The following is a 24,255-nucleotide window of genomic DNA, read 5'->3' as shown; positions in this document are numbered from 1 at the left end:
ACCCTCGTAAACGTTGGTCCTCCCTTGGGCATTAATATCTGTCATATCGGCCTCACTTTGAAGTGGGTGTTTGGTCATTTCTGCCTTGCGCGCGGTGCAATGCAGCATAATTTTTAGTCAGAACATAAAGTATCGCTGTGCCATTGGCAGCACTTCGGCGGGTTGGCAGGTCAGCAATTCGCCATCTGCCCGGACTTCGTAGGTTTCTGGATCAACTTCGACATGAGGTGTCGCGTTGTTGAGCAGAAGATCCTGTTTGCCAATCTCTCGCGTGTTTTGGACAGCGACGGTCTGCTTTGCCAATCCAAGTGTATCACCGATCCCGTCCGCCAGCGCGGCTTGCGAAACAAAGGTGATGGCCGAGTTTTCAACGGATCGACCATAGGCACCGAACATTGGCCGACTATAAACCGGCTGCGGGGTAGGAATCGAAGCATTCGGATCACCCATCTGTGCACAAACGATGGTGCCGCCCAGCAAAACCATCTCAGGCTTCACTCCAAAAAAGGCAGGGTCCCATAGGACGAGGTCGGCGCGTTTTCCTTCCTCGATACTGCCAATCTCGTGACTGAGGCCATGGGCTACGGCAGGGTTGATCGTGTACTTGGCGATGTAACGGCGAACGCGCAGGTTGTCGTTGTCACCGGATTCCTCTGGCAGGCGGCCTCGCTGTTTCTTCATCTTGTCAGCCGTTTGCCAGGTGCGAATTAGAACTTCGCCAACGCGCCCCATCGCCTGACTGTCAGAAGCGATGATGCTGAAGGCACCCATGTCGTGCAGGATATCTTCAGCCGCGATGGTCTCACGCCGGATGCGGCTTTCGGCAAAGGCGACATCCTCTGGAATGGATTTGTCGAGGTGATGGCAGACCATCAGCATGTCGAGATGTTCCTCGACCGTGTTCACCGTAAAGGGCCGCGTCGGGTTGGTAGAGGAGGGTAGGACATGGTCCTCACCGCAGATTTTGATGATGTCGGGGGCGTGGCCGCCGCCCGCGCCTTCGGTATGGAAGGCGTGGATAGTACGACCCTTTATCGCGGCAACTGTATTTTCAACAAACCCGGATTCGTTGAGCGTGTCGGTGTGGATCATAACCTGAACGTCCATCGCATCAGCGACCGAAAGGCAGCAGTCGATGGCCGCAGGAGTCGTGCCCCAGTCCTCGTGCAGTTTCAGAGCACAAGCTCCGGCTCTGACCTGTTCCTCCAGAGCCGCGGGAAGCGAAGCATTTCCCTTGCCCGCAAAAGCAAGATTCATGGGAAAAGCATCTGCCGCCTGCAACATCCGGCCGATATGCCATGGGCCCGGTGTGCATGTGGTCGCCAGAGTGCCATGTGCCGGGCCAGTGCCGCCACCGAGCATGGTCGTCAGGCCAGAATGCAGCGCGTCGTCTATCTGTTGAGGGCAGATGAAGTGAATATGGCTGTCGAACCCGCCAGCCGTCAGGATGCGACCCTCGCCAGCGATGGCCTCTGTGCCGGGGCCGATGATGATGTCTACACCGGGCTGCGTATCCGGATTTCCGGCTTTGCCGATCTTGGCGATGCGCCCGTCCTTTAGGCCGACATCCGCCTTGTAAATACCCGAGTGATCCACGATCAGAGCATTGGTGATCACCGTGTCCACGGCCCCCTCGGCTCGCGTGGCCTGTGACTGCCCCATCCCATCGCGAATGACTTTGCCACCACCGAATTTAACCTCTTCACCATAGACATCTTCGCGGTGGCCGGTCTCGCTGAAACGCGCAGTCGTTGCGCGCTCCACGATCAGGTCTTTTTCTACTTCGATGATCAGATCGGTATCTGCCAATCGTACTTTGTCGCCGACCGTGGGGCCGAACATGGAGGCATAGTCACTCCGACTGATCTTGCCCGGCATCTTTCAAAGCCCCCATGATATGCATATTGAAACCGTAGATGTGCCGGCGCCCCTCAAATGGCACCAGCATAACTTCGCGAGTTTGCCCTGGCTCAAATCGCATCGCAGTGCCCGCCGGGATGTCCAGCCGCATACCCAAAGCTGCATACCGATCAAAATCCAGAGCCGGGTTTGCTTCGGAAAAATGGTAGTGGCTGCCGACCTGTATTGGTCGGTCGCCGGTATTGGCGACAATAACAAGACGGCTGCTGCGTCCTGCGTTCAGCGTCAGTGAGCCTTCGGCCGGAAAAATCTCACCCGGGATCATTTCGGCAGCTTCAAAATCACGGTAATGGCGATGATCGCAATCAAAGCCAACCCAACTGCGAGCGCGGCGTAATCACTGCCATGAGCGTGAACTTGGGTATCCGAATGGGCCATGGCCGGACCAGCCAGAATGAGAGCGGGAAACAGCATACGGTTCATGGAGAACTCCTTTAGAAATTAGCGAATGGGGTTGTGGACAGTCACAAGTTTTGTGCCATCCGGGAAAGTGGCTTCGACCTGTACCTCGTGGATCATCTCGGGCACGCCTTCCATGCATTGGTCACGGGAGATCACTTCAGCCCCGGCTTGCATCATGTCCGCGACCGAACGGCCATCGCGCGCGCCTTCGACCACGGCGTCGGTTATCAACGCAATGGCCTCGGGGTGGTTCAGCTTAACGCCGCGGGTCAGCCGTTTTCGAGCGACCTCGGCGGCCATGGCGACCAGCAATTTGTCTTTTTCTCGAGGGGTCAGGTTCATGTCAGAGCATCCAGCATCGGGGTAAAGTGTCTTTGTTCAGTCGGCGTAGAACTGGTATCAGCGTTCGCCGCAAAGCAAAGCTGTTGTCCGCCAGAATGCGAATGACCAATAGGTCTTTCCGGATCAGGGTTGCACCGGCGGTGTCCGGTAGCATTTCCCGGACAGGTTTTAGATGACCTTCGGCGGAACTCGACGCTAAGACGATTAGCGCCATCGCCCCTGCGCCGTTCGCAATATGCGGCTTGGACAAATGCGTATGCCAATCACCTGAGAACCTGATCGCCTCGAGAAACACTGGCGTGTCCTCGCGGCGAATCTCGATTCTATCGCGCAAGCGGATGCCGGTCAGCGTCTCGCCCATGGCAATGCGCCCAAAGACCAGCGGCTCGACCATCAGCATTTCAGCATCAAGCCCCATGTCGATCCTGAGGCGCCGGTCCAAAGCACTGCCGTTGTACAGGATGGTTTCCTGCGGCAGCCAGTTCAGCCGAGCGCCATCCTCAACCGTCAAATGGTTTGTAATCTGGCCCCATTCTTTGGGCTGGGCTTTGTAGGCGCGCTCGCAGGCTTGTGTCGTCAAAGTCAGCGCCGTGCATTTTGCTGCCTTGCAAGAAAATCGGAATGAATCGCCTCCGGTCACGCCGCCCGCCGTGTTCAGAAGAACCGCATCAAGATCAGGTGGGATCGTTCTGGGGAACAGGCATTTAAAGGACCCAGACTGGCGAAATCTGTCCAGCACAGTTCTGTTGCCTAATTGCTTGGTGCTTAAGCTGACAGTGCCTGCAGCACGTGGCGGTACCGCGCTGTGCGTGGGCAATATGGCTGCAACTTGTGTAATAGGGCACCTTTAGCGCGTCGTTTGGTGCCACCTGTTTCTCTATTGAAGTGTCGGAACACTAATCTGCAGTGTCGGAATCTGCTTATTTCCACATCGTGTGTCTAAATTTTAGACAGCAACGTCCGACTTAGATGAAAAAATATGCGCTTCTCGCCGATTTCCCAAATTGGGCTAAAGGTAAGTTGCCAATCTTGCTGCAATGCAGAAACCGTATGGGTGCCACCGCGGAGATGACCCGGGGGTGTGTGACGGCTGCGCGAATTGGACCTCGAACACAACCGCCACACGGAACGCAACAACAGTTGCGGGGATCAGGTAGAAGAAGAGTGTGCCTTTGCGCAAGCCCTCTCTCCCGGCCCCGCCAGGAGGATTACATGAAATCGCTCAAATCCACGCTCGCCGGATCGGTTGTATTTGCTGCCATAGCCACCGCTGCCTTATCTGCCGAAGACACGATCAAGGTCGGAGTGCTGCATTCGCTGTCGGGTACGATGGCAATCTCGGAGACTACTCTGAAAGACACCATGCTGATGCTGATCGACCAGCAAAACGCTAAAGGTGGTCTTTTGGGCAAGCAGCTTGAGGCCGTTGTTGTGGATCCCGCATCGGATTGGCCGCTGTTCGCGGAAAAAGCGCGTGAGCTGCTGACCGTCCACGAGGTGGATGTGATCTTTGGCAACTGGACTTCGGTCAGCCGCAAATCAGTACTGCCTGTGATCGAAGAGCTGAATGGTTTGCTGTTCTATCCGGTTCAGTATGAGGGCGAAGAAAGCTCTAAAAATGTCTTTTACACCGGTGCGGCCCCGAACCAGCAGGCGATCCCAGCGACCGATTATTTCCTGGAGGAACTGGGGGTTGAGAAGTTCGCTCTGCTCGGGACGGACTATGTCTATCCCAGGACCACCAACAATATTTTGGAAAGCTACCTTAAGCAAAAGGGTATTTCGGACGCGGATATCTTCGTCAACTACACCCCCTTTGGCCATTCTGACTGGTCCAAGATCGTATCTGACGTCGTCGCACTGGGCGAAGATGGCAAAAAGGTTGGTGTGATCTCGACCATCAACGGAGACGCCAACATTGGTTTCTATAAAGAACTGGCCGCAGCTGGTGTTTCGGCAGATGACATTCCTGTCGTGGCCTTTTCGGTTGGTGAGGAAGAACTGTCCGGCCTGGATACGGCGAACCTCGTCGGTCACTTAGCGGCTTGGAATTATTTCCAGTCGGCGGATACTGATGTGAATGCCGAATTTGTCGAAACCTGGAAAGCCACCATGGGTGACGAACGGGTGACCAACGATCCTATGGAGGCGCATTTCATCGGCTTCAACATGTGGGTGAATGCCGCGACCGAAGCCGGCTCGACCGAAGTAGACGCTGTGCGCGCCGCCATGTACGGGCAGGAATTCCCGAACCTGACCGGAGGTACTGCTGTGATGTTGCCGAACCACCATCTGGCTAAGCCGGTTCTGATTGGTGAGATTCAGGAAGACGGCCAGTTCGACATCATCAGCGAAACGGACGTTGTGCCGGGCGATGCATGGACCGACTTCCTGCCTGAATCCGCAGTGCTGAAATCGGATTGGAAAGATCTCGGCTGCGGTATGTACAACACCGAGACCGATAGCTGCGTTCAAACCTTGTCGAACTACTAAATCGTACGCAAGGCGGGTGTGATCGCCCGCCTTGCCCAAAGACACGCGGGTTTCACAACATGTTAAGACTATTCCTTGCGGGCCTGGCAATTCTCTTCGCCTGCCTGAACGCCAACGCGCAAGAGGGTGGCCTGCAGCCGATCTTGCAGGATCATCAGGAGATCATTGTCAAAAGCTCGCGCAAGACGATCAAACCGGCGATTGATGCGCTTGCCGCCACTGGGCTGCCGCAAGCGCAGGTGATGCTTGAGACATGGGCCGCCAAAGACATGTGGATGCGCAAGTTTGACGGTCTGTTCTTTGCCGGAACAAAGGCCGAAGGGCGGTTGTACGAACTGACCGATTTCGACACGGGCGAAGTGGTCGGCACGTTTGAGAAATCCGACCTGAAGCAATTGAAACCCAACAGCGGTGTACGCGCTATGATCGGGACAGCTCTGGTGCAGTTCCAGTTGACCGACCCGGATCGAAAGAAGCGCCTAGCCGCACTAAAATCCATTCAACGTGATCCCGAAGGCGCGCTGCTCGAACCTCTTCGTGCCTCGATCGAGGACGAGCCACATGGGGATTTGAAGGCCCAGAAGCAACGGCTCGAACGGCTGCTGACGATTGGATATGACGAAGACGTTGCGGCCCGCGTGGCTGCAATTGAAGAGATGTCGAACGATCTGGGTGTCGACGTCCGCGCGGCGCTGAACCCGTTACTCGTGACCTCACGAAAGACCGCTGCGGACCTGCCATCGGATGTTAACGTCGCCATCATTTTGGAACCCGGATCAGACGCTTTGTCGCGGGATGACGCATACCACCTGTTGGTCGCGAGTGACTTGGCAGCGCCCCCAGTGTCGCCTGACGACATTCGCGTGGCTTTGGCTGCGAACATCAACGGTGGCCGCGTAGGGGGTGTCCCGGTCGCGCAACTGAACAACAATACTGCGCGCACGCAAGCCTACAGCATTTTGGCTGAAGCCGGACTTGTTCCTGCGCTGGTAACTGAGGCCGATATCGACACGGCGTTGGGTGCACATGTGTTCTTTGAGACTTATGCCGAGCCGTCCGTCGAAGTAACCGCCGCTGCCGAAAAAGCGCTAAAGAAGATCGAACTGAAAGTTGGCCTAAACCAAACGCTCGACCTGACGTTGGATGCGGTCTCTCTGGCCTCGATTTATTTCCTAGCCGCAATTGGTTTGGCCATCACTTTCGGAGTGATGGGTGTAATCAACATGGCCCATGGCGAATTCATCATGATGGGAGCCTATACGGGCTATGTCGTTCAGCAGTACGTCCCCGACCATACGGTATCGATCATCGTTGCCATCCCAATGGCCTTTGCCGTCACGTTTGCCATGGGCGTCGCCATGGAGCGTCTGGTGATCCGCTGGCTTTATGCCCGCCCGTTGGAAACACTGCTGGCGACCTTTGGTATCTCGATTGCCCTGCAGCAACTGGCGAAGAACATCTTTGGTACACAGGCCCGCCCTCTGACTGCTCCGGGCTGGCTGGACGGTGCCTGGGTGATGAACGATGTGGTTTCGATCAGCTATATCCGCATTGCGATCTTCGTGCTGGCGCTGATTTTTCTGGGGCTGTTCCTTTACATCATGAAACGGACAAGGCTGGGGCTTGAGATGCGAGCGGTCACGCAGAACCCGCGCATGGCGGGGTCGATGGGGATCAATCCGGGGAGGGTGAATATGCTGACATTTGGTCTGGGTTCTGGCATTGCCGGGATTGCCGGGGTCGCAATTGGCCTGTTCGCAAAAGTCACGTCGGATCTGGGCAACGACTACATCGTGCAAAGTTTCATGACCGTAGTTGTCGGTGGTGTCGGCAACATCTGGGGCGCGCTGGCAGGCGCGGGGATGATCGGGTTCCTGCAAAAAGGGATCGAGTGGATGAACCCGTCGAACACGCTCGCGGCGCAAACCTACATGATCATCTTCATCATCATTTTCATCCAATTTCGACCACGAGGCATTATTGCCCTCAAAGGTCGCGCGGCGGGGGATTGAGCCATGGAACCTAGTTTTGTTGCTAAGAACCCATCTGTGTTGGTCTTTCTGGCCATCCTGTCGCTGTTCACGCTGGGTGTAACTGTCCTGTCCGAAGGGTTCGGGATCGGTGTGATCTCAACCAGTTTCGTCAAAACGCTAGGCAAGACCCTGTGCCTGTGTTTGATCGCTGTCGCGATGGATCTGGTTTGGGGTTTCACCGGCATTCTATCACTAGGCCATTTCGCTTTCTTCGGGCTCGGTGGCTATATGATCGGCATGTGGCTGATGTACGAACGCACTCGGCTGATTGTGGTCGAGTCATTGTCACAAGCCGACATCCCGCCAACGCCTGCCGAAGTTGTGGACGCCATCGGCACTCAGATTTTCGGCGTAGTCGGATCATCCGAATTCCCGCTGATTTGGGCATTTTCGCACAGCTTGACGCTGCAGTTGATACTGGTCGTTGTGGTGCCTGGCCTGCTGGCACTGATCTTTGGCTGGCTGGCCTTCCGCAGTCGAGTGACCGGTGTCTATCTGTCGATCCTGACGCAAGCAATGACGCTGGCTCTGGCTTTGTATCTGTTTCAGAACGACAGCGGGCTGCGCGGCAACAATGGCTTGTCCGGCCTGCAGAACCTGCCCGGTGTCACTGTCTCTCAAGACGTTGTTTCGCTCTGGTTCCTATGGGCTTCGGCTTTGGCGTTGGGACTGGGTTACATGCTGGCGGCATGGATCGTGTCGGGCAAGTTCGGCTCGGTCCTGCGCGGCATTCGAGACAACGAGGCGCGAGTTCGGTTCCTCGGCTATTCGGTCGAAGCCTACAAGTTGGCTGTCTTCACCCTGACGGCTTGCATCGCCGCAATCGCGGGTGCGCTATATTATCCGCAGGCTGGCATTATCAACCCCGAGGAGATGGCCCCCATCGCCTCAATCTATCTGGCCGTCTGGGTCGCTATCGGCGGGCGGGGCCGGCTGTATGGTGCGGTCATCGGCGCGGCTTTTGTCAGCCTGCTGAGCACCTGGTTCACCGGCGGGCAGGCCCCGGATATTCCGCTTGGCTTTTACACGATCAAATGGGTCGACTGGTGGCAAGTGCTGCTGGGTGTTTCGTTTGTGCTGGTCACGCTGTTTGCTCCGCAAGGTATCGGAGGTTTGTTCGACTTGTATACCAACCAGCGTCATCCCGATCGGCATGGTGCCAATCTGGGACCCGATGAAGGCGCTTTGCGTGAGAAAGAGGCTAGCCTATGAGCACCTTGTTAGAGGTAAGTGGCGTATCGGTTACCTTCGACGGGTTCCGCGCCATCAACAACCTGTCCTTCCAGATTGGTGACGCAGAACTACGCTCCGTGATTGGCCCGAATGGTGCCGGCAAGACTACGTTTATGGACATCATCACCGGCAAGACCCGACCAGATGAGGGGCGGGTCATATGGGGTCAAAAGTCCGTATCTTTGTTGGATATGACCGAGGCAAAAATCGCGCAGGCGGGAATCGGGCGGAAGTTTCAGAAGCCTACGGTTTTTGAGGATCAGTCCGTGCGCGATAATCTACTAATGGCGCTTAAGAAAAATCGTGGCTGGGTTGGCGTACTGCTTTACCGTCCGTCCAAAAGTGATTTGCAGAAGGTCGAAGACCTGGCCACCGAAATTGGGCTGTATCAGGAACTGAGCCGGAAGTCAGGTGAACTGAGCCACGGGCAAAAGCAATGGTTGGAAATTGGCATGCTGCTTGCGCAGGATCCACGTCTGCTTTTGGTCGATGAACCCGCCGCTGGCATGACCCCGCAAGAACGCGAACATACCACAGACTTGCTAGTTCAAGCTGCAAAGACCCGCGCGGTTGTGGTTGTTGAACATGACATGGAATTTGTCAGGCGCCTGAACTGCAAAGTCACGGTTTTGCATGAAGGATCCGTTTTAGCCGAGGGCAGCCTTGATCACGTGACATCAAATCAGGACGTCATCGACGTCTATCTGGGGCGCTAGAAAATGTTGAAGCTGACCGATCTGACTTTGCACTATGGGCACTCGCAAATCCTCAACGGGATTTCCATGGAAGCTTCACAGGGTGAAGTAACGTGCGTCATGGGGACCAACGGTGTCGGAAAAACCAGTCTGATGAAGGCAATCTCAGGGGCGCATCCCCGTTCCGGTGGCGAACTGGAGCTTGACGGAAAGCAAATGGGTATCTTACCTGCTCATCAGATGGCCTGGAAAGGTGTGGCATATGTCCCCCAAGGTCGCGAAATTTTCCCATTGCTCACGGTTCGAGAAAATCTGGAAACAGGCTTCTCCTGTCTGCCTGCCAGCGAACACTTCGTCCCAGATGTTATTTTTGACATGTTCCCGGTCCTCAAAAAAATGCAGAACCGGCGCGGGGGCGACCTTTCCGGCGGGCAGCAGCAACAGTTGGCCATCGCGCGTGCACTGATCACAAGACCGCGCCTGCTGCTGCTGGATGAGCCAACCGAAGGTATTCAGCCGAACATAATCCAACAGATTGGCGAAGTGATCCGGCACCTCAGAAAGACGAGCGGAATGGCAATTGTCTTAGTCGAGCAGTATTTCGACTTCGCATATGATCTTGCTGACAGGTTTGTTGTGTTGCGACGCGGAGAAATCCTGGTCAAAGGCTCACGAGATGACCTGACGCGTGATCAAGTGTTGCAGGCCGTAACAGTTTAGCACTGTTCCGTGTAGTTGGCTTCGAATTAGATTCATGAAGCCCAAATCACGTTCTGCACTGAAGCTGGGGACATGGTTTGATCCTCCCAATACGTTCAAAAAAGAAATGCTTAGTTTTGAGATGCTGTCGTTCGATGCCTCTTGTCTTGATGGGTGTGTACTATCAGACAGATCAACTGGCTTCGTGTACTACTGAGGTTCAAATTGGGCATTGTCAGAGGAAACCGGCTTGAGGCGGGTAGGGTGGTTTCGTAGCTTCGTGGGACGACAAAAACCATTCCACTTCGATACTTCAAAACCAGCCCAGAGATCATTAGCCTACCCGCCCCCAAGAGGACGTTTGACAAATACGCGCATACGTTTTCGTTAAGACCGAAGCAAAAACGCGTGAGTGTAGCGCGCTTAGGTTCGCCTGCTAAGTTTGATCTACTTGCAGATCGGCAATTCCAGTGGAGGTTGTTTGGGCAAGGATGCCCTCCAACTGTTTATGATCGGTTGGAGGCCGCTCTTGGGCCAAAACTTTGGTGCGCCGATTGCTTGTAGGCAAGCTGCGTTCCAGTAAACTCCTGCTCGCGTTAGTGATTTTCCTTTTTTTACTGCTTTGGCGACAGCGTTGATGTCTTTGGATTCTGGGTAGATATAGAGGGTCGTCGGGTTTCCTTCTACAAGCGCCAGGATTTCTTTGGACGCGGATTGTGACCAGGTTGTGCAACCATTGCTGCGACCACCCGTGTAGTTCACAAGCCTTCCGTAGGGGACATAACCGTCGTTGTCTGCATGTGTGCTTTGTGGGTTTTTGAACCTGCATTGCCATTTTAGGAAAACGGCGGGATGGCCCCCGATAGCGCGCTCCCGAGCATTGCTCGTTTCTCCTTGGCCATCAAACAAAAGGAACGTGCGGTAGAACGGCTGCGTTTTGCCGGATTGACTGTAGTAACCTTTGAAGGACGTGCGAGTTTCAGCCGTCACATAGGCACCGCCGGCGGTTAGTTTCGATCCTTCTGTATTGCTGAAGTTCTTCGCGCATTGCCGACCATTCGAAAAATTGGCACGCTTGAGTTTTCGACCATTGCCGTAGCCGGACGAGACTGCTCGGAAGGACTTTTGCGACTCGCAGATGACGTAAAACCGCTTGCCGGGATTGCCGTTTCTTGTGGTACTTGGGCGGGTTGCATCTTTGGCAAGATAGCAGGGGTTCCTTACCTCGCCTCGACGTACTTTCTCTTTGTAAAGCGTTCGCGCCCTTTTCAAAACGATCGGGGCGATTTGCCCGTCACCCGTACCCACGTGCTTTTGTAACCACGCCGGGACATCTTGTGATATCGCTTCAACCCGGTCGGGCAGGGCGCCTGCCGCGATGGCAATTGTCATGGCGGAGAGTGCAAGACGGAGTGAATTCGGTAGCACCGGGAGATCTCCTGCTAGAATGTCCTCGGGGCCAGTCTACCACAAATCCCATGCAATCGGATGCCAGCCAAGTGTACAAACAAAGCTTCCTGTTGCCTCAAATCCCGTTTTACGTTTCGAGGGGCTTGTCGTTCATCTTGAACAAAAGTGCTGCGACGTTGCATAGGTGTCTGGACACTCGGAGGTCGACTTCCATGTGAACGCCATGACTACTCGCCGAAGGTCTCTGTTGGTAACCGCAATGGCTGATCCGCACACTGCGCGGGGACAAACGGTGGCGCTGATTGATGCGGTAAGTAATCTTCCGCAGTTGCACTCTCTACAAATTCAACACGGAGACGAGGTCATTTTGCTCAAGCCCAACATGGCGCTGGCTTGGATAGGTTGGCCAATCTGAAGTTTTGTTCGAAAAGCATTATGGCTCTGTTGCTATGGACGGCAATAGATCGGCAAGAAATCCCACCCGTAGTCGAAATTCCTTGTTGGGAACTCATTTAGTTGAGAAAATCTTCACCGAATTTACTTGCCACGTCGACCACACGGTTATCGTCAGTTTGAATGGAGTTCGCGGGATTGCCTCCTCCAAGCTCAGCCTTAGCGGAGGTCATCCAAAAAGCTCGTTGCCAGGGCGTCATATCGGCCGGCAGCGCCTTTAACACAGTTTGCATCAAAGGAAGCGGAGTTCCGTCTTCTGCAAACTGGAAAGATGGGTACGCGTCGATGCCTTCATATGGGACAGAAAAGACCTTTCCGGTCCTCTTCCAGATCTCACCTATTCGCGTGATTTGCCAGGAACCTTTCTTCCACTGCGCATGAACAGATCTATTGTCCAGCAACGGATATTTCCGGGCAAACTCATCTTTGCGGATGTCATCGACAGCGCAAAACGGTTCTTCGAACTTGGTAAAATACATCTTCTAACCAACAACACTTGTTGAAACACACAGGTCTATACTGTCAGAAACCCAACTTCTTGAAAGTAAGATTGTTCACACATTGTAGTACGTTCTTTAGTGAGATTTCAGGTTCATATTGTTGAATATAAATGATTTATTTAAAATTCAGTTCGAGGGAAAATCGCCATTTGCTCAGCGTAGTAGCCCCCATTGCCGCAGATCGGGGCGACAATCATTGCAACATGAACGTATTGATCACACATCATGTATGAGCCGCGTAGAGGTCTGCTTCGAATGGGTTATACGAAGACTGCATTATTGATGGCCGCAATGACGGCCTTGTTCATGGGGTTGGGATACCTTCTGGCCGGAGCGGGCGGCATGCTGTTCGCATTGGTGCTGGCAGCAGGCATGAACCTGTTTACATGGTGGAACTCAGACAAAATGGTCCTTCGCATGCACAACGCAAGGCAAGTTTCATCTGGTGACCATGCAGGGTTGTTTCAAATGGTCGGGGATCTTGCAAAGAACGCGGGCATGCCAAAGCCCGCTGTGTATTTGATTGAAACACCCCAGCCCAATGCATTTGCTACTGGGCGCAATCCCAACAACGCTGCCGTTGCCGTCACTACGGGGTTGCTACAGACCCTCACAAGGGATGAACTGGCGGGCGTTGTCGCGCACGAACTTGCACATATCAAGAACCATGACACTGCGATTATGACCGTAACTGCCACGTTCGCGGGTGCAATTACGATGCTAGCAAACTTCGCACTGTTCTTTGGTGGAAGACGGGATAGTGCCGTTGGTCTAGTGGGGACCATTGCGCTGATGATCTTGGCTCCTTTGGCTGCGGGTTTGGTCCAAATGGCCATTAGTCGGACAAGAGAATACGCCGCCGATCGCGTCGGCGCCGAGATTTGCGGTCGACCTCTGGCATTGGCGTTTGCCCTCGAACGTATTCAGCAAGGCGCTGCAAGCATCGACAACGATGCTGCCGAGCGAAATCCAGCGACCGCACATATGTTCATCATCAATCCACTTCATGCGCACTCACGTGACAAGCTGTTTTCAACTCACCCGTCGACGGCAAATCGGATAGCTGCGTTGCGAATGCTAGCCCAGCAGGCGAACGCAGCCGACGAAAGCAGCAACACTCGAAGCACTAAACCATCATCCAGGACTGGCCCTTGGGGGTGAAGGTCGCATGCAGGAACTGTTTCTAGTGGGCCTTGTCAGAAGAAGTCATCTTTAAGCGGACAGGGCTTTTCCTAGCCTTCGCCACAAACAAACGCTCTCCTTTGACGTAATTCAAAACCGGCCTCGATATTTTTCCTTTGATGTCACAGGGCGTTTTTTTGATCTGAAGGAACGTTCAGGCGTTGCTGTCCCGCTGCGAGGATTGACCATAAGTGGGAAAGCGATCCACCACTGGCATCGTTTCGGTATACACACGGTCTCGGATAAGCGCGAATATCCAGAAGTCCGGAAGGGTTGTTGACGTGTATGAAGTAACGTCAGCGCTGCGCATGCCCTGAAGCACAACGTCGACCAGAAGCAATTCCGGTTGCGTGCGGTCAAGGACTTGCTTTGCTGTTTTCAAATTGTAGGCACGCCAACAATTTCAACGCCTTCTGGGTGGGTCAACAGTTCTAAGACAGTCGAGCGAGCTTCGTCCGGCGCGACAAAAATCATATGAACTGAAACCATCTTTCCGAACTCCTGATTGTCGCTGTGAGCGAGGTTTTGGGTATGCGGTTTCATGGTGACCGATCGCAAAGCGGTTGGGCCGCTGATTGAAGTTCATAAGGTGGGAGAGGTGGTTTTGAGCGCCCGTGTATGAGCGTGCGCCCAATTAGCAAGGATACACTTCCCAAGGCCAATCCCAAGACGAGAGCATTGGCAAAGAAGACGCCGCCAAACAGGGATGCGGCGATGTTTCCGGGCTGCTGAACAGCCGTTCCTGTCACGATTTCCAACCAGTCATAAAGGTAAAACGCGAATAGAACAGACAGGCCCACAGGCGTAACGATGAGTGCCGTCCCAAGGCAAATCAAACCGCGACCGAGCAAGGCTCGTGGCGTCTGTCCTTTGAGCACGAAGGCAGCTATTGCCCCAAAAATGCCGAGAGCGAAGACTAAGTCCACTGGAAAGGCCAGGTCACCCGAGACAGAGCGTGCGGCGGCCGAGATGAGAGGCAACAGGATGAAAGTGACGAACCCTGCGGCAAGAAGTCCGGTGAATGTTTCAGGCAAAGTGCGCGAAATCAAAAAGTTACCGCGTTCTTGTTGATGGATAGGAACAAGCCCGGCCGGAGAAACCTGACCGAACTGTGCTGACAGTTTGTTTGGACGAGATGGCATCATGGCCCCGAGTTTTGTTGATGTTACGGCGGTTCAATTGGCCGCTTGTGCCCCTGAATTTGGTGAGCCAGCGTTTTGTTTCTTTTGGCACCTAGTCAAATTCTTGTGGAAGTTGGACAAGTTGAGTTGGAAGGATTGTTTAGAGCGTTTGGCTGAACGCGGGACGGACACGGTTGGCCTGCTCGCACCGCGACACTGTCAGCCATGGTGCCTGTTGAACCTCTGTCGCACGCGTGTTGTATTGGAATATGGCCGATGGGTATCGATAGATGCGCTGATTTCGAAACCCAATAGTTGCAAGCTACTGAAAACTGAGCGGCCCGTCCCTAAATCGGGAGGGTTAGATTTCCACCTGCATGTCAAGTCAAACCGACGGATCCACCGTGATATCAGGAGAGCACATGTCTGCTTTTGACCAAACCGCGTCGTCTTTCACCAAAGCCTCGGATTTGCTGGTCGCAGCGCTCGAGGCGGAGGGCGTTGAGTATATTTTCGCCGTCCCAGGTGAGGAAAACCTGGATGTGCTGGAGTCTTTGAGAACGTCCAAGATTGAGCTTGTCCTGACCCGTCACGAACAGGGCGCAGCGTTCATGGCGGCGACATATGGGCGTTTGACAGGAAAAGCCGGCGTCTGCATGGCAACACTGGGCCCCGGTGCCACAAATTTTGCCACACCCGCCGCCTATGCGCATTTGGGTGGAATGCCGCTGGTTATGATCACGGGCCAAAAGCCGATCAAAAAATCGAAGCAGGGCCAGTTTCAGATCATTGATGTGGTGGGATTGTTCGACCCGATTTGCAAGATGTCCAAGCAGATTGTGCATGGCAACACCATCCCCTCGTTAATCCGCGAAGCGTTTCGCGTCGCGCAAGAGGAACGTCCCGGTGCCGTTCTGTTGGAACTTCCCGAGGATATAGCGGCCGAAGATACCACCGAGCCGGTCCTGCAACCTCATCCGCGCTACTACGCCGTGGCAGGTGACACAGTTCTGAATGAGGCGGCTGAGATGATCCGCTCGGCTAAAATGCCTTTGCTTTTGTTGGGGGCGGGAGCCAATCGAAAGCATGCTCGCAGCGCACTCAGCCAGTTTGTGAATGACACACAGATTCCGTTCTTTGACACACAGATGGGCAAAGGCGTTGTGGACGAGCGCTCAGATTTGTTTTTGGGAACGGCCGCTCTCTCCGACGGTGATTACCTACATTGCGCCATCGAGCGGGCCGATCTGATTATCAACGTGGGTCATGACGTGGTGGAAAAACCGCCCTTCTTCATGAAAGAAGGTGGAACCAAAGTGATCCATGTGAACTACAAGGCCGCGCAGGTTGACCAAGTCTATTTCCCGCAGGTCGAGGTTGTCGGCGATCTGGCTCAATCCATCGAGCGGCTGGGAAAGAAGCTTGATGGCCCCTTGGAGTTTGATCGCAGCTACTTTGAGCGGGTCAAACAGGAAACCGATATGCACATCTCGGCAGGAGCAGATGATCCGCGTTTTCCAGTGATCCCGCAGCGCTTTGTTGCCGATACGCGCAAAGTCATGCGTGACTGCGATATCATCGCATTGGACAATGGCATCTATAAAATATGGTACGCGCGAAATTATCAGGCCTACCAGCCCAATACAGTCCTGCTGGATAACGCACTGGCCACGATGGGAGCCGGCCTTCCCTCAGCCATGATGGCGGCCAAACTCTATCCTGACCGTCGCGTCATGGCGATATGTGGCGACGGCGGCTTTATGATGAATAGTCAGGAGGTTGAGACCGCTGTTCGACTAGGGCTCAATCTGGTTGTGACCGTGCTGAACGACAGCTCGTACGGGATGATCCGCTGGAAGCAGTCTCACGCCGGGTTTGAAGATTGGGGGCTGGAGTTCAAAAACCCTGATTTTGTGCAATATGCCAGTAGCTATGGTGCGACCGGTCACCGGGTAGAGCGAACTGAGGATCTGGTATCCACCTTTGAGCAAGCGTTTGCTGCAGGTGGCGTGCATCTGATCGATGTTCCTGTCGATTACAGCGAAAACCAACGGGTACTGATTGATGAACTGGCCGAAAAAGTCTGTTTAATCTGATCCGTTTTTCCAAGGTTGGTCAGAGCAACGTGGCTTGAGGTGGGCAGGGCGGTATGTGACCGCTCGTTTTTTTACATCGTCGATTAGTGAAGCTCAGCTGTAAGTCTCTGGAGCTTTTCGTAGGCTGGGCCATTGTTTCGGGCAATGACCGTAAATCACGAACGCGTCTTTCTCTGCGGCCAGTTTCATCAAGCGTTCTGCGCTGGCATTTGCCGCGGCCTCGTTCCAAGCCCCCACGAACTTTTCGTCAAATTCCTCCACTCTTGAAATCGCGTCGCTGGTCAACATCACCGCTCGTGATGGCAGTTCAACCAACAGTGCGATTTGCCCCGGCGAATGACCCGGCGCTTCCAACACCGTCAGCCCCGAACCAACGCGCACATCGCTTTCAACCAGTATATAATCGCACTCTGGCCAGTCTAATGGTTGCGCGTTACCCCAGTACAGCGGCTTGGCGAGTTTGCGTTCATTGGCGGACATCAGGATCGGCGCCTCTGGAAATGCATGCAACCCGCCCACATGGTCGATATGGGTATGCGTGCAAACATGAAGCGTGACATCTTCAGAGGTTAACCCCAGCTTTGCCAACTGTGCTGCAGGTAGGTTGTCTGGTTTGCACTCAAGCACCTCGCCAAACTCATCCAATCGATCTTCTTCAGAGGCAGATTGGGCATCCTTAACGTATTTTTCCGGGAGGCCAGTGTCGACGAGGATCGTTTCATTTTCATCCGTTTGGATAGCAAAGCCCGAAATGCCGATAATGCGACCGTTGGAGTGAACCTTGAACAAACCGTAGTCCAACACGGCAAGGCTCATCGGACGACCTTTGATAAAACCTTCAGCTTGCACTCGGTCTCTCCTCCGTTGTCCGGCAAGAACTTGGCGCACAGTTCGAAAGTCAGTGCACATACGCAATTACGATACCAAATGGATGGCGGGGTGCCTCCTTGGATAGTCAATCTAGCCAACCCACATTTAGTACCACAGAAAGATTCAAAAGTGTTCTCTTGGCCGTGTGCCGTTGTTGGTAATGCGTGCTAGCTTTGCGGTAACGACGGGGCAACGGTATTGACCAACGACAAGAAACACGATCCGCTGGATGAATTATTGCGCGCTCGGCTGCGCATTCCGGTTGGCGCTGACCTGAGGCTAAGGGCGCTATGCCAGTTAATGAAGGGTGTTGACTGGATCAGTCGCACCACGACCGGCCAAGCGTTTTTTGCATTGAACGAAACCGAACGAATTCTGTTGGAACTGGATGAACGTACTGGGCACGACTTGGTACGAGCGGTGCTTGCGATGAATGGGGGAACTGTTGTCAAAGCCCACGGTCTTGAAAACATTCCAGCCAGCGGCCCCGTCATCATTGGATCGACACATCCAATCGGCACTTTCGATTTTTTGGCACATGCGGGAGCTCTGCTTGACCACCGTTCAGACTTGAAAGTCGTCGCCGGTCGCGAGGCCGAGCGGTTTCTTGGGCGCGATTTGATCGTCCCTGTGGACTTGGACCGACAGGACAAGGTGCTGACGGCGCGCCAAACTCGGGCCGGCATGTTGGCACATTTGGAACAGGAGGGTGCGCTTCTGGTTTTTGGCTCGGGCCGCGTACCAACGTTGAAAGACGGGCTTCTGATCGAGCCGCCGTGGCGAACCGGGGTTACTCGTGTTTCCGCAGAAAGCGGAGCGCCGATTGTTCCGGCCTCGGCGAACATGCGTAATTCGCGGCACTACTACCGAACTCGACGATTGGCGGCGCTACTCGGTGGGGGAAACGACGAGTTCGGACGCAGGGTGGCATCCTTAAGGTACGTGTCCGAGCTGATTTCTAAACTAGGTGGAACCTACAATGTGTATTACGGCCCAATACAGCCTGCGGGAACTGCACGGGACCTTCTCAAAGAGCTATCAGAAGGATTGGTGCCTGGTCTTTACAAATCCTAGGGCACTACAGCAGGGCGAAAGAAAAGATCGGTCAGCACCATGGGTTGTGGGTGTCATTGAGAGTTAGGTCGCGCGTTAGTTTTAGCTTAAGGCTAAAACTGAACTGGTATGATATGCCTTGGTTCAGGTTTCGAAACCAATACAGAAATTCGCTTCCGTCCATTCCTCCATCTACAACAACTTCAACCAGGAAAGATCGCTTGCCAGCAGAGATACACTCAAGCTGACACGCACCGCCGCCTTCGCCGAGTGGCGCGAACTTAGTGCGGCGTAAAGGGCAGCTATACTGGCTTAGCTGAGACTGGTTCGAATTTGTCTGACATCACCCATTCGAGATCGAAATTGGGAAGTGTCCCTCTGGTCACGGTTGTCCCCTGATCTATATGTGCCGAGATCAGGAAAGGGTCGGCCGCTACTAAAAATGTCTCCGGAAGAATGGGCGGAGAGCGGAAGTTCGCAGCAGCCGCACGGGGACTCAGATTGCAGGCGAAAGCCAGACCTTAAATTCGCAATACGATGATTGTTCTACATTGGAGAGAAAGGTCGCTTCAGCAAAAGGCTATCTAAACAATGCGGCATCAAAATACACTCCCGATCTTCTTACTTGGTGCTGTAAACTGGCTTGGTGATCAAAAAGCTGGCGGCGCAAGAAAAATGGTACTCGTGGAATTTCCTTGCAGAACTAACAGTACGGTGTTGAGATTGTTTCTGTCATTGGGAGGCTGGTCGGATATTGATTTGGCCAACGCAATTAGATCCACTAGCGACTTTGAGCGACCGCCTCCAACGACGAATTGACGAGTATCGCGCTGGGAATTTCGGCACGACACATAGGGGAGGAAAGAAATTGAAAAATCTGACGACAACGCTGGCGGGATCGCTGATAGCATTTGCGGCTTCGGTAAGTACGGCCCAAGCTGAGAAGCTGACGTTTTACTGCTCGGCACAGGAAGATTGGTGTCAACTCATGGCGCGCAGTTTCGAGGATGCCACCGGCATAGACGTCAATATGACCCGCAAGTCGTCGGGCGAGACGTTTGCACAAATTCGTGCGGAAAGTTCTAACCCTAAAGGCGACGTATGGTGGGGCGGTACCGGTGATCCCCATTTGCAAGCTGCCGAAGAAGGCCTGACGATGGAATACGTGTCGCCGATGCGTGACCAGCTTCACGACTGGGCGATCTCGCAGGCTGAAAGTGCAGGTAACAAAACCATCGGAATTTATTCAGGCGCACTCGGCTACGGCTACAACTCCGACCTCTTGGCCGCGAACAGCCTGCCTGAGCCCGCATGTTGGAAAGACTTGCTGAAGCCCGAGTATAAAGGGCACGTGCAAATGGCGAACCCGAATTCTTCGGGCACCGCTTATACGACGCTTGCCTCGATGGTTCAGATATTTGGCGAAGACGACGGCTTTGAGTTCATGAAGGGCCTACATTCGAACATCAACCAATACACCAAGTCGGGTTCAGCCCCAATCAAGGCCGCCGGTCGGGGTGAGAACACCATCGGTATCGTCTTCATGCATGATGCGGTCAAGCAGGCCGTATCAGGTTTTCCGGTCAAGGTCGTGGCCCCATGCGAAGGCACAGGCTATGAGATCGGCTCGATGTCGATCATTGACGGCGCTCGAAATGAAGAAGAAGCCAAAAAGTTCTATGACTGGGCGCTCAGCCCCGAGGCCCAGAACCTTGCGCTTGAGGTTAACGCCTTCCAGGTTCCGTCCAACAAAAATGCGGAAACCTCTGAAAGCGCACCTGACATGAGCCAGATCAAGCTGATCGACTATGACTTCAAAAAGTATGGCTCGTCAGATGAACGCAAGCGTCTTTTGCAGAAATGGGACGAAGAGGTCTCTGTGCTGCCTCAGTAAGTGACTGAAACCACGTCAAAAACGAACCACCCGGTTCTAATCTTCTGGATTACTGCCGGGTGGATTGGTTTCTGCCTGCTGCCATGGTTCATGGTAGAGGATGGCATTTGGTCATTCGTATGGCTGGTCGATGGATATCCGTTCGATGAAGATTATGCGCCCGCCGCTTTTCTGGTCGGACAAGGCGAAAAGCTGTGGCTTACGCCGCTTTTGGTCCCGCTTGCGTTGCCTTTGTTGGTACTCGGCAAACCGAAGTCCGATCCGCAATACGCGCGCATCCTGATTTTGGCTGGTGCCTTGGGTTTTGGCTGGCTGATTGCGCAAGGGTTCTCAATTGGCATTCGCGGGTTCAATTTCGACTGGATGAAGGCGCTGTTCGGAGAACCGAAGATCCGCCAGTTCGGCATGGGATACGGCGCGATGATCTGCGCCACAGCGTTCCTGTTCCTTTTAACTCAGGGTATTGCGGCGCGCGGCGCCATCAATGGCGACGTTTTCGTCGTCAGCGCTATTGGTGGCGTAATCACCATTGTTACAGTTTTCGTCTTCTTTCCAATTGCGAAGATGTTGTTTGCCGCCTTCGTTACTGAAGACGGTGCCTATTCAGTTTCGGTTTTTGCCTCGAAGTTCTTTGATGACCGACTTTGGGGCTTGGGTTGTTTTGCCGGTGCCAAATGCGGTGCCGCGTGGAACTCTCTGTTTCTTGCAATTCTTGTGGGTTTCATCACGACCGTGCTTGGCCTTTGTTTTGCGCTTGTCGTCACACGGTCGGGATTCCGCTTTAAACGCGGGATGCGCGCGTTGACAGTCTTGCCGATTATTACGCCGCCTTTCGTGATTGGTCTGGCACTGATCCTGTTGTTTGGGCTTTCCGGGTCGGTCACCAGATTTGTTGCCGAGATCTTTGGCGTGCAGCCGACGCGCTGGCTATATGGCATGCCCGGGGTGCTGATCGCTCAGACGCTGGCATTTACGCCAATCGCCTTTCTGGTCTTGATCGGGGTGGTAGAAGGGGTGTCACCATCGATGGAGGAGGCCGCCCAAACCCTTCGAGCCAATCGTTGGCAAACCTTCAAAACCGTGTCCCTGCCTCTGATGCGACCGGGCCTGGCTAATGCTTTTTTACTGGGGTTCATCGAATCTATGGCCGATTTTGGCAACCCACTTGTCTTGGGCGGAAACTTCGATGTGCTTTCGACTGAGATATTTTTTGCCATCGTCGGTGCGCAGTACGATCAGGGCCGGGCTGCTGTTCTAGCCATGGTGCTCTTGTTCTTCACACTTTCTGCCTTCTATGCGCAGCGCGCGTGGTTGGGGAAAAAGAGCTATACCACCGTTTCCGGCAAAGGCGACGCGGGTGTACATCCCTTGATGCCAAGGGGCCTTGCCATACCGGTTCTGGGCATTGCAGTTGCCTGGGCGGTTTTCACTGCTGTGGTTTACGGGATGATCATCTACGGAAGTATTGTCGAACTGTGGGGCGTCGATAACTCGCTGACGTTCAAGCACTACGTCACTGCCTTTTCGGTCCGCTTCGAGGAAGAGGGTATTCGCTGGACCGGAGCCGCCTGGGACAGTTTCTGGACCACAATCACCATCGCCGGCATTGCCGCGCCTCTGACGGCCGCCGTGGGGTTGGTCACCGCCTATCTGCTAACGCGGCAAAGTTTTGCGGGAAAGAATGCGTTTGAGTTTGGCACGATGCTCTCTTTCGCTATTCCCGGCACCGTTATTGGCGTCAGCTATATTCTGGCATTTAATGTGCCCCCAATCGAGATAACCGGCACAGGCGTTATCTTGGTCGTCAGCTTTATCTTCCGCAATATGCCGGTTGGGGTTCGCGCGGGTATCGCGTCGATGTCGCAGTTGGACAAATCCCTCGACGAGTCCTCGCTAACGCTTGGTGCGAACTCGTGGCAGACATTCAGGCGAGTGATCCTCCCGCTTTTGCGGCCGGCAATCCTGGCTGCGCTGGTCTACAGCTTTGTCCGGGCAATGACGGCGATTTCGGCGGTGATATTCCTTGTTTCCGCCGAGTATGACATGGCCACCAGCTATATTATCGGTCGGGTCGAGAACAACGATTACGGTCTTGCAATCGCATACTCCACAACGCTGATCTTCGTGATGTTGGCGGCAGTCGGGATGTTACAAATCCTCGTAGGCCGTGTTCAGATTGGGCGACGTACACAACTCGGAGCAGAGAAAACGACATGACCGAAACGACTATAGCAAGTAAGGCCGCGCCTGTTCGTTTCGACGGTGTCTCGAAAGTGTTCGGCAAGGATGTGGTGGCCGTCGACAGCATCGATCTGCACGTCCAAGCGGGCAAACTGGTGACGCTTTTAGGCCCCTCAGGCTGCGGTAAAACGACGACGTTGCGCATGATCGCAGGTCTGGAAATGGCGACCTCGGGCCGAATTCTGATCGGCGACCGAGACGTGACCAAATTACCCGCTACCGACCGTGACGTGTCGATGGTATTCCAATCCTACGCGCTTTTTCCTCATATGAGCGTGCTAGAAAACGTCATGTATGGGTTGACCTTTTCCGGCTTCGACAAGCGCGAGTCCCGATCGCGCGCGCTGCATGGGTTAGACTTGGTTGGCCTGAAGGGCTTCGATAATCGTTTGCCAAGCGAACTTTCCGGTGGGCAGCAACAGCGCGTTGCCGTCGCTCGTGCATTGGTTTTGGAGCCACAGGTTTTGCTCTTTGACGAACCTCTCTCAAACCTCGATGCGAAACTGCGTCGCCAAGTGCGCGAAGATATCCGTGCCATTCAGCAAGATCTCGGTTTGACCGTCGTCTATGTGACACACGATCAGGAAGAAGCCCTTGCCGTTTCAGACGAGATTGTCGTCATGCGCAACGCTGCTATCGCTCAGATCGGAACACCGCGTAAACTCTATGATGCGCCGGTTGACCGGTTCGTGGCCGATTTCATTGGTGAGGCTAACCTGATCAATTGCACTATCCTTTCTGTTGAAGGCGGTTTAGCCACGATCGAAATCGAGGGCTATCAACATACGCTCCCCTCTCGTGGTCTAACGCCTGGACCAGCAACGCTGGCCGTGCGCCCGTCACGGATTTTGATTGGATCTGATACCGGCATCCCGGCCAAAGTTGCCAAGGCGACCTATGTTGGCGTGCGGATGGAGTACACTCTGGCCGGTGCCTTCGGGCAGGTATTTGCTGTGCAGGACGACGTGGACGAACCGCTGGAAATCGGTTCGGATGTCAAAATGTCTTTTGCCGGACGCGGCCCCGTTCTGTTGCCGGAAGGGTGATGTGGGTAAGCTTTTAGTCGTCTCTCACCCGGAGGTCGTAGTCGAACCGGAGACACCGGTCACCGAATGGGGTTTGAGTGAAATTGGCCGCGCCCGAGCCGGCACATTTGCACAAAGTCAGACCATGTCGTGCGTGACAGATATATGGTCCAGCACCGAGCAAAAAGCGTCCGAGACAGCGGCTATCCTTGCAAAGCCTTTGGGGCTGGTCGCGAAATCCGATCCTGGACTGGGAGAGAACGACCGAAGCACTACCGGATTCCTTCCTCCCTCGATATTCGAGTCCGCCGCTGACACTTTCTTCGGGGCACCCAATTCCAGCTTTCGTGGCTGGGAAACAGCCCATGCTGCGCAATTGCGCATCGTTCAAACAGTCCTGTCAATCGTCAAAAACCACGACGGAAGAGATCTGGCCATTGTAACCCACGGCGCGGTCGGGACACTGCTTTGGTGCCATCTGGCAGGGAAAGAAATCGACCGGCGGTTTGATCAATCTGGGCAGGGCCACTTCTGGCGCGCGGATATTAAAACTCTTCAACCCGAATTCGGGTGGCGCCCGATTGCCTGAAAGA

Annotated in this window: 22 protein-coding genes and 1 pseudogene; 13 read left to right on the top strand and 10 right to left on the bottom strand. The window is 54.3% G+C overall.

The genetic code is table 11. The features are described from left to right. Positions 1–117 precede the first annotated feature (117 nt). From ureC to AC2FJE_RS03800, 5 genes are read right to left on the bottom strand one after another with little or no spacing between them, the layout of a single operon-like run. Entirely contained in the window at positions 118–1,878 is a 1,761-nt protein-coding gene (ureC, locus tag AC2FJE_RS03820; RefSeq protein WP_496699860.1) for an urease subunit alpha, read from the bottom strand. Continuing rightward, positions 1,853–2,185 carry an urease subunit beta gene (locus AC2FJE_RS03815; RefSeq protein WP_496760644.1) on the bottom strand — a complete coding sequence of 111 codons (333 nt, stop codon included), beginning with the start codon at positions 2,183–2,185 and terminating at the stop codon, positions 1,853–1,855. The genes ureC and AC2FJE_RS03815 overlap by 26 nt, the downstream gene beginning before the upstream one ends. Continuing rightward, on the bottom strand, positions 2,182–2,343 hold the full coding sequence (locus tag AC2FJE_RS03810) for a hypothetical protein (RefSeq protein WP_496760643.1): 162 nt from the start codon (positions 2,341–2,343) through the stop codon (positions 2,182–2,184). The genes AC2FJE_RS03815 and AC2FJE_RS03810 overlap by 4 nt, the downstream gene beginning before the upstream one ends. Before the next feature lie 18 nt (positions 2,344–2,361). Beyond that, positions 2,362–2,664: an urease subunit gamma gene (locus AC2FJE_RS03805; protein ID WP_058276342.1), complete on the bottom strand. Its 303-nt coding sequence runs from the start codon at positions 2,662–2,664 to the stop codon at positions 2,362–2,364. Between the two features lies 1 nt (position 2,665). Then, positions 2,666–3,481 carry an urease accessory protein UreD gene (locus tag AC2FJE_RS03800; protein WP_496724933.1) on the bottom strand — a complete coding sequence of 272 codons (816 nt, stop codon included), beginning with the start codon at positions 3,479–3,481 and terminating at the stop codon, positions 2,666–2,668. A 395-nt stretch (positions 3,482–3,876) separates the two neighbouring features. On the opposite strand from AC2FJE_RS03800, the gene urtA reads away from it, so the two are divergent. The 5 genes from urtA to urtE are packed head-to-tail and all read left to right on the top strand — an operon-like array spanning position 3,877 to position 9,838. Beyond that, positions 3,877–5,157 carry an urea ABC transporter substrate-binding protein gene (urtA, locus tag AC2FJE_RS03795; RefSeq protein WP_496737442.1) on the top strand — a complete coding sequence of 427 codons (1,281 nt, stop codon included), beginning with the start codon at positions 3,877–3,879 and terminating at the stop codon, positions 5,155–5,157. Positions 5,158–5,216: 59 nt separating this feature from the next. After that, positions 5,217–7,169: an urea ABC transporter permease subunit UrtB gene (gene urtB / locus AC2FJE_RS03790; RefSeq protein WP_496758139.1), complete on the top strand. Its 1,953-nt coding sequence runs from the start codon at positions 5,217–5,219 to the stop codon at positions 7,167–7,169. A gap of 3 nt (positions 7,170–7,172) precedes the next feature. Next, positions 7,173–8,402 carry an urea ABC transporter permease subunit UrtC gene (urtC, locus tag AC2FJE_RS03785; protein ID WP_496760642.1) on the top strand — a complete coding sequence of 410 codons (1,230 nt, stop codon included), beginning with the start codon at positions 7,173–7,175 and terminating at the stop codon, positions 8,400–8,402. Next, positions 8,399–9,139: an urea ABC transporter ATP-binding protein UrtD gene (urtD, locus tag AC2FJE_RS03780; protein WP_496758143.1), complete on the top strand. Its 741-nt coding sequence runs from the start codon at positions 8,399–8,401 to the stop codon at positions 9,137–9,139. The genes urtC and urtD overlap by 4 nt, the downstream gene beginning before the upstream one ends. Before the next feature lie 3 nt (positions 9,140–9,142). After that, positions 9,143–9,838, top strand: a complete 696-nt coding sequence (gene urtE, locus AC2FJE_RS03775) for an urea ABC transporter ATP-binding subunit UrtE (RefSeq protein WP_496699864.1) — start codon at positions 9,143–9,145, stop codon at positions 9,836–9,838. Positions 9,839–10,264: 426 nt separating this feature from the next. Here urtE and AC2FJE_RS03770 read toward each other — a convergent pair whose 3' ends face one another. Next, positions 10,265–11,209: a hypothetical protein gene (locus AC2FJE_RS03770; RefSeq protein WP_496758145.1), complete on the bottom strand. Its 945-nt coding sequence runs from the start codon at positions 11,207–11,209 to the stop codon at positions 10,265–10,267. A gap of 530 nt (positions 11,210–11,739) precedes the next feature. Then, the gene (locus AC2FJE_RS03765) at positions 11,740–12,159 is read right to left on the bottom strand and encodes a hypothetical protein (protein ID WP_282168695.1); all 420 of its coding nucleotides are present in this window, start codon (positions 12,157–12,159) and stop codon (positions 11,740–11,742) included. Between the two features lie 276 nt (positions 12,160–12,435). On the opposite strand from AC2FJE_RS03765, the gene htpX reads away from it, so the two are divergent. Then, entirely contained in the window at positions 12,436–13,341 is a 906-nt protein-coding gene (gene htpX, locus AC2FJE_RS03760) for a zinc metalloprotease HtpX (RefSeq protein WP_496760641.1), read from the top strand. 399 nt (positions 13,342–13,740) lie between these two features. Here htpX and AC2FJE_RS03755 read toward each other — a convergent pair whose 3' ends face one another. Then, positions 13,741–13,905, bottom strand: a complete 165-nt coding sequence (locus AC2FJE_RS03755) for a hypothetical protein (RefSeq protein ID WP_472723415.1) — start codon at positions 13,903–13,905, stop codon at positions 13,741–13,743. Next, positions 13,902–14,504 (bottom strand): hypothetical protein, encoded by a 603-nt coding sequence (locus AC2FJE_RS03750; RefSeq protein ID WP_472723416.1) that lies wholly within the window; start codon positions 14,502–14,504, stop codon positions 13,902–13,904. Before AC2FJE_RS03750 ends, AC2FJE_RS03755 begins: the two co-directional genes overlap by 4 nt. 401 nt (positions 14,505–14,905) lie before the next feature. Between AC2FJE_RS03750 and AC2FJE_RS03745 the strand changes: the two genes are divergently transcribed. After that, positions 14,906–16,579, top strand: coding sequence for an acetolactate synthase large subunit (locus AC2FJE_RS03745; protein WP_496753491.1), 1,674 nt, complete (start codon positions 14,906–14,908; stop codon positions 16,577–16,579). A 93-nt stretch (positions 16,580–16,672) separates the two neighbouring features. On the opposite strand, the gene AC2FJE_RS03740 is transcribed toward AC2FJE_RS03745, so the two are convergent. After that, complete coding sequence (locus AC2FJE_RS03740) at positions 16,673–17,428, bottom strand: MBL fold metallo-hydrolase (RefSeq protein ID WP_496760640.1); 756 nt, start codon at positions 17,426–17,428, stop codon at positions 16,673–16,675. A 219-nt stretch (positions 17,429–17,647) separates the two neighbouring features. Here AC2FJE_RS03740 and AC2FJE_RS03735 point away from each other — a divergent pair, with 219 nt between their 5' ends. The 6 genes and pseudogenes from AC2FJE_RS03735 (at position 17,648) to AC2FJE_RS03710 (ending at position 24,251) form a co-directional block, all read left to right on the top strand. Then, positions 17,648–18,523, top strand: a complete 876-nt coding sequence (locus AC2FJE_RS03735) for a 1-acyl-sn-glycerol-3-phosphate acyltransferase (RefSeq protein ID WP_496753494.1) — start codon at positions 17,648–17,650, stop codon at positions 18,521–18,523. Positions 18,524–18,656: 133 nt separating this feature from the next. After that, positions 18,657–18,797: pseudogene (locus AC2FJE_RS03730) on the top strand (IS6 family transposase); the annotation flags it as partial. Positions 18,798–19,370: 573 nt separating this feature from the next. Beyond that, positions 19,371–20,396, top strand: coding sequence for an ABC transporter substrate-binding protein (locus AC2FJE_RS03725; RefSeq protein WP_282168645.1), 1,026 nt, complete (start codon positions 19,371–19,373; stop codon positions 20,394–20,396). After that, positions 20,397–22,613 carry an ABC transporter permease gene (locus tag AC2FJE_RS03720; protein WP_496760639.1) on the top strand — a complete coding sequence of 739 codons (2,217 nt, stop codon included), beginning with the start codon at positions 20,397–20,399 and terminating at the stop codon, positions 22,611–22,613. After that, positions 22,610–23,683, top strand: a complete 1,074-nt coding sequence (locus AC2FJE_RS03715; protein ID WP_496694885.1) for an ABC transporter ATP-binding protein — start codon at positions 22,610–22,612, stop codon at positions 23,681–23,683. The genes AC2FJE_RS03720 and AC2FJE_RS03715 overlap by 4 nt, the downstream gene beginning before the upstream one ends. A 1-nt stretch (position 23,684) precedes the next feature. Further along, positions 23,685–24,251 carry a histidine phosphatase family protein gene (locus AC2FJE_RS03710; RefSeq protein ID WP_496694887.1) on the top strand — a complete coding sequence of 189 codons (567 nt, stop codon included), beginning with the start codon at positions 23,685–23,687 and terminating at the stop codon, positions 24,249–24,251. Positions 24,252–24,255: the final 4 nt, after the last annotated feature.

This window comes from Ruegeria sp. CDSC002 (genome assembly GCF_059610905.1).
The sequence above is the reverse complement of the archived record's forward strand: the minus strand, read 5'-3'. Positions and strand labels throughout refer to the sequence as shown.

Coding starts and splice junctions, on each gene's coding strand:
- ureC (WP_496699860.1), bottom strand. CDS start 1,878: ATGCCGGGCAAGATCAGTCGGAGTGACTATGCCTCCATGTTCGGCCCC.
- AC2FJE_RS03815 (WP_496760644.1), bottom strand. CDS start 2,185: ATGATCCCGGGTGAGATTTTTCCGGCCGAAGGCTCACTGACGCTGAAC.
- AC2FJE_RS03810 (WP_496760643.1), bottom strand. CDS start 2,343: ATGAACCGTATGCTGTTTCCCGCTCTCATTCTGGCTGGTCCGGCCATG.
- AC2FJE_RS03805 (WP_058276342.1), bottom strand. CDS start 2,664: ATGAACCTGACCCCTCGAGAAAAAGACAAATTGCTGGTCGCCATGGCC.
- urtA (WP_496737442.1), top strand. CDS start 3,877: ATGAAATCGCTCAAATCCACGCTCGCCGGATCGGTTGTATTTGCTGCC.
- urtB (WP_496758139.1), top strand. CDS start 5,217: ATGTTAAGACTATTCCTTGCGGGCCTGGCAATTCTCTTCGCCTGCCTG.
- urtC (WP_496760642.1), top strand. CDS start 7,173: ATGGAACCTAGTTTTGTTGCTAAGAACCCATCTGTGTTGGTCTTTCTG.
- urtD (WP_496758143.1), top strand. CDS start 8,399: ATGAGCACCTTGTTAGAGGTAAGTGGCGTATCGGTTACCTTCGACGGG.
- urtE (WP_496699864.1), top strand. CDS start 9,143: ATGTTGAAGCTGACCGATCTGACTTTGCACTATGGGCACTCGCAAATC.
- AC2FJE_RS03770 (WP_496758145.1), bottom strand. CDS start 11,209: ATGACAATTGCCATCGCGGCAGGCGCCCTGCCCGACCGGGTTGAAGCG.
- AC2FJE_RS03765 (WP_282168695.1), bottom strand. CDS start 12,159: ATGTATTTTACCAAGTTCGAAGAACCGTTTTGCGCTGTCGATGACATC.
- htpX (WP_496760641.1), top strand. CDS start 12,436: ATGGGTTATACGAAGACTGCATTATTGATGGCCGCAATGACGGCCTTG.
- AC2FJE_RS03755 (WP_472723415.1), bottom strand. CDS start 13,905: ATGAAACCGCATACCCAAAACCTCGCTCACAGCGACAATCAGGAGTTC.
- AC2FJE_RS03750 (WP_472723416.1), bottom strand. CDS start 14,504: ATGCCATCTCGTCCAAACAAACTGTCAGCACAGTTCGGTCAGGTTTCT.
- AC2FJE_RS03745 (WP_496753491.1), top strand. CDS start 14,906: ATGTCTGCTTTTGACCAAACCGCGTCGTCTTTCACCAAAGCCTCGGAT.
- AC2FJE_RS03715 (WP_496694885.1), top strand. CDS start 22,610: ATGACCGAAACGACTATAGCAAGTAAGGCCGCGCCTGTTCGTTTCGAC.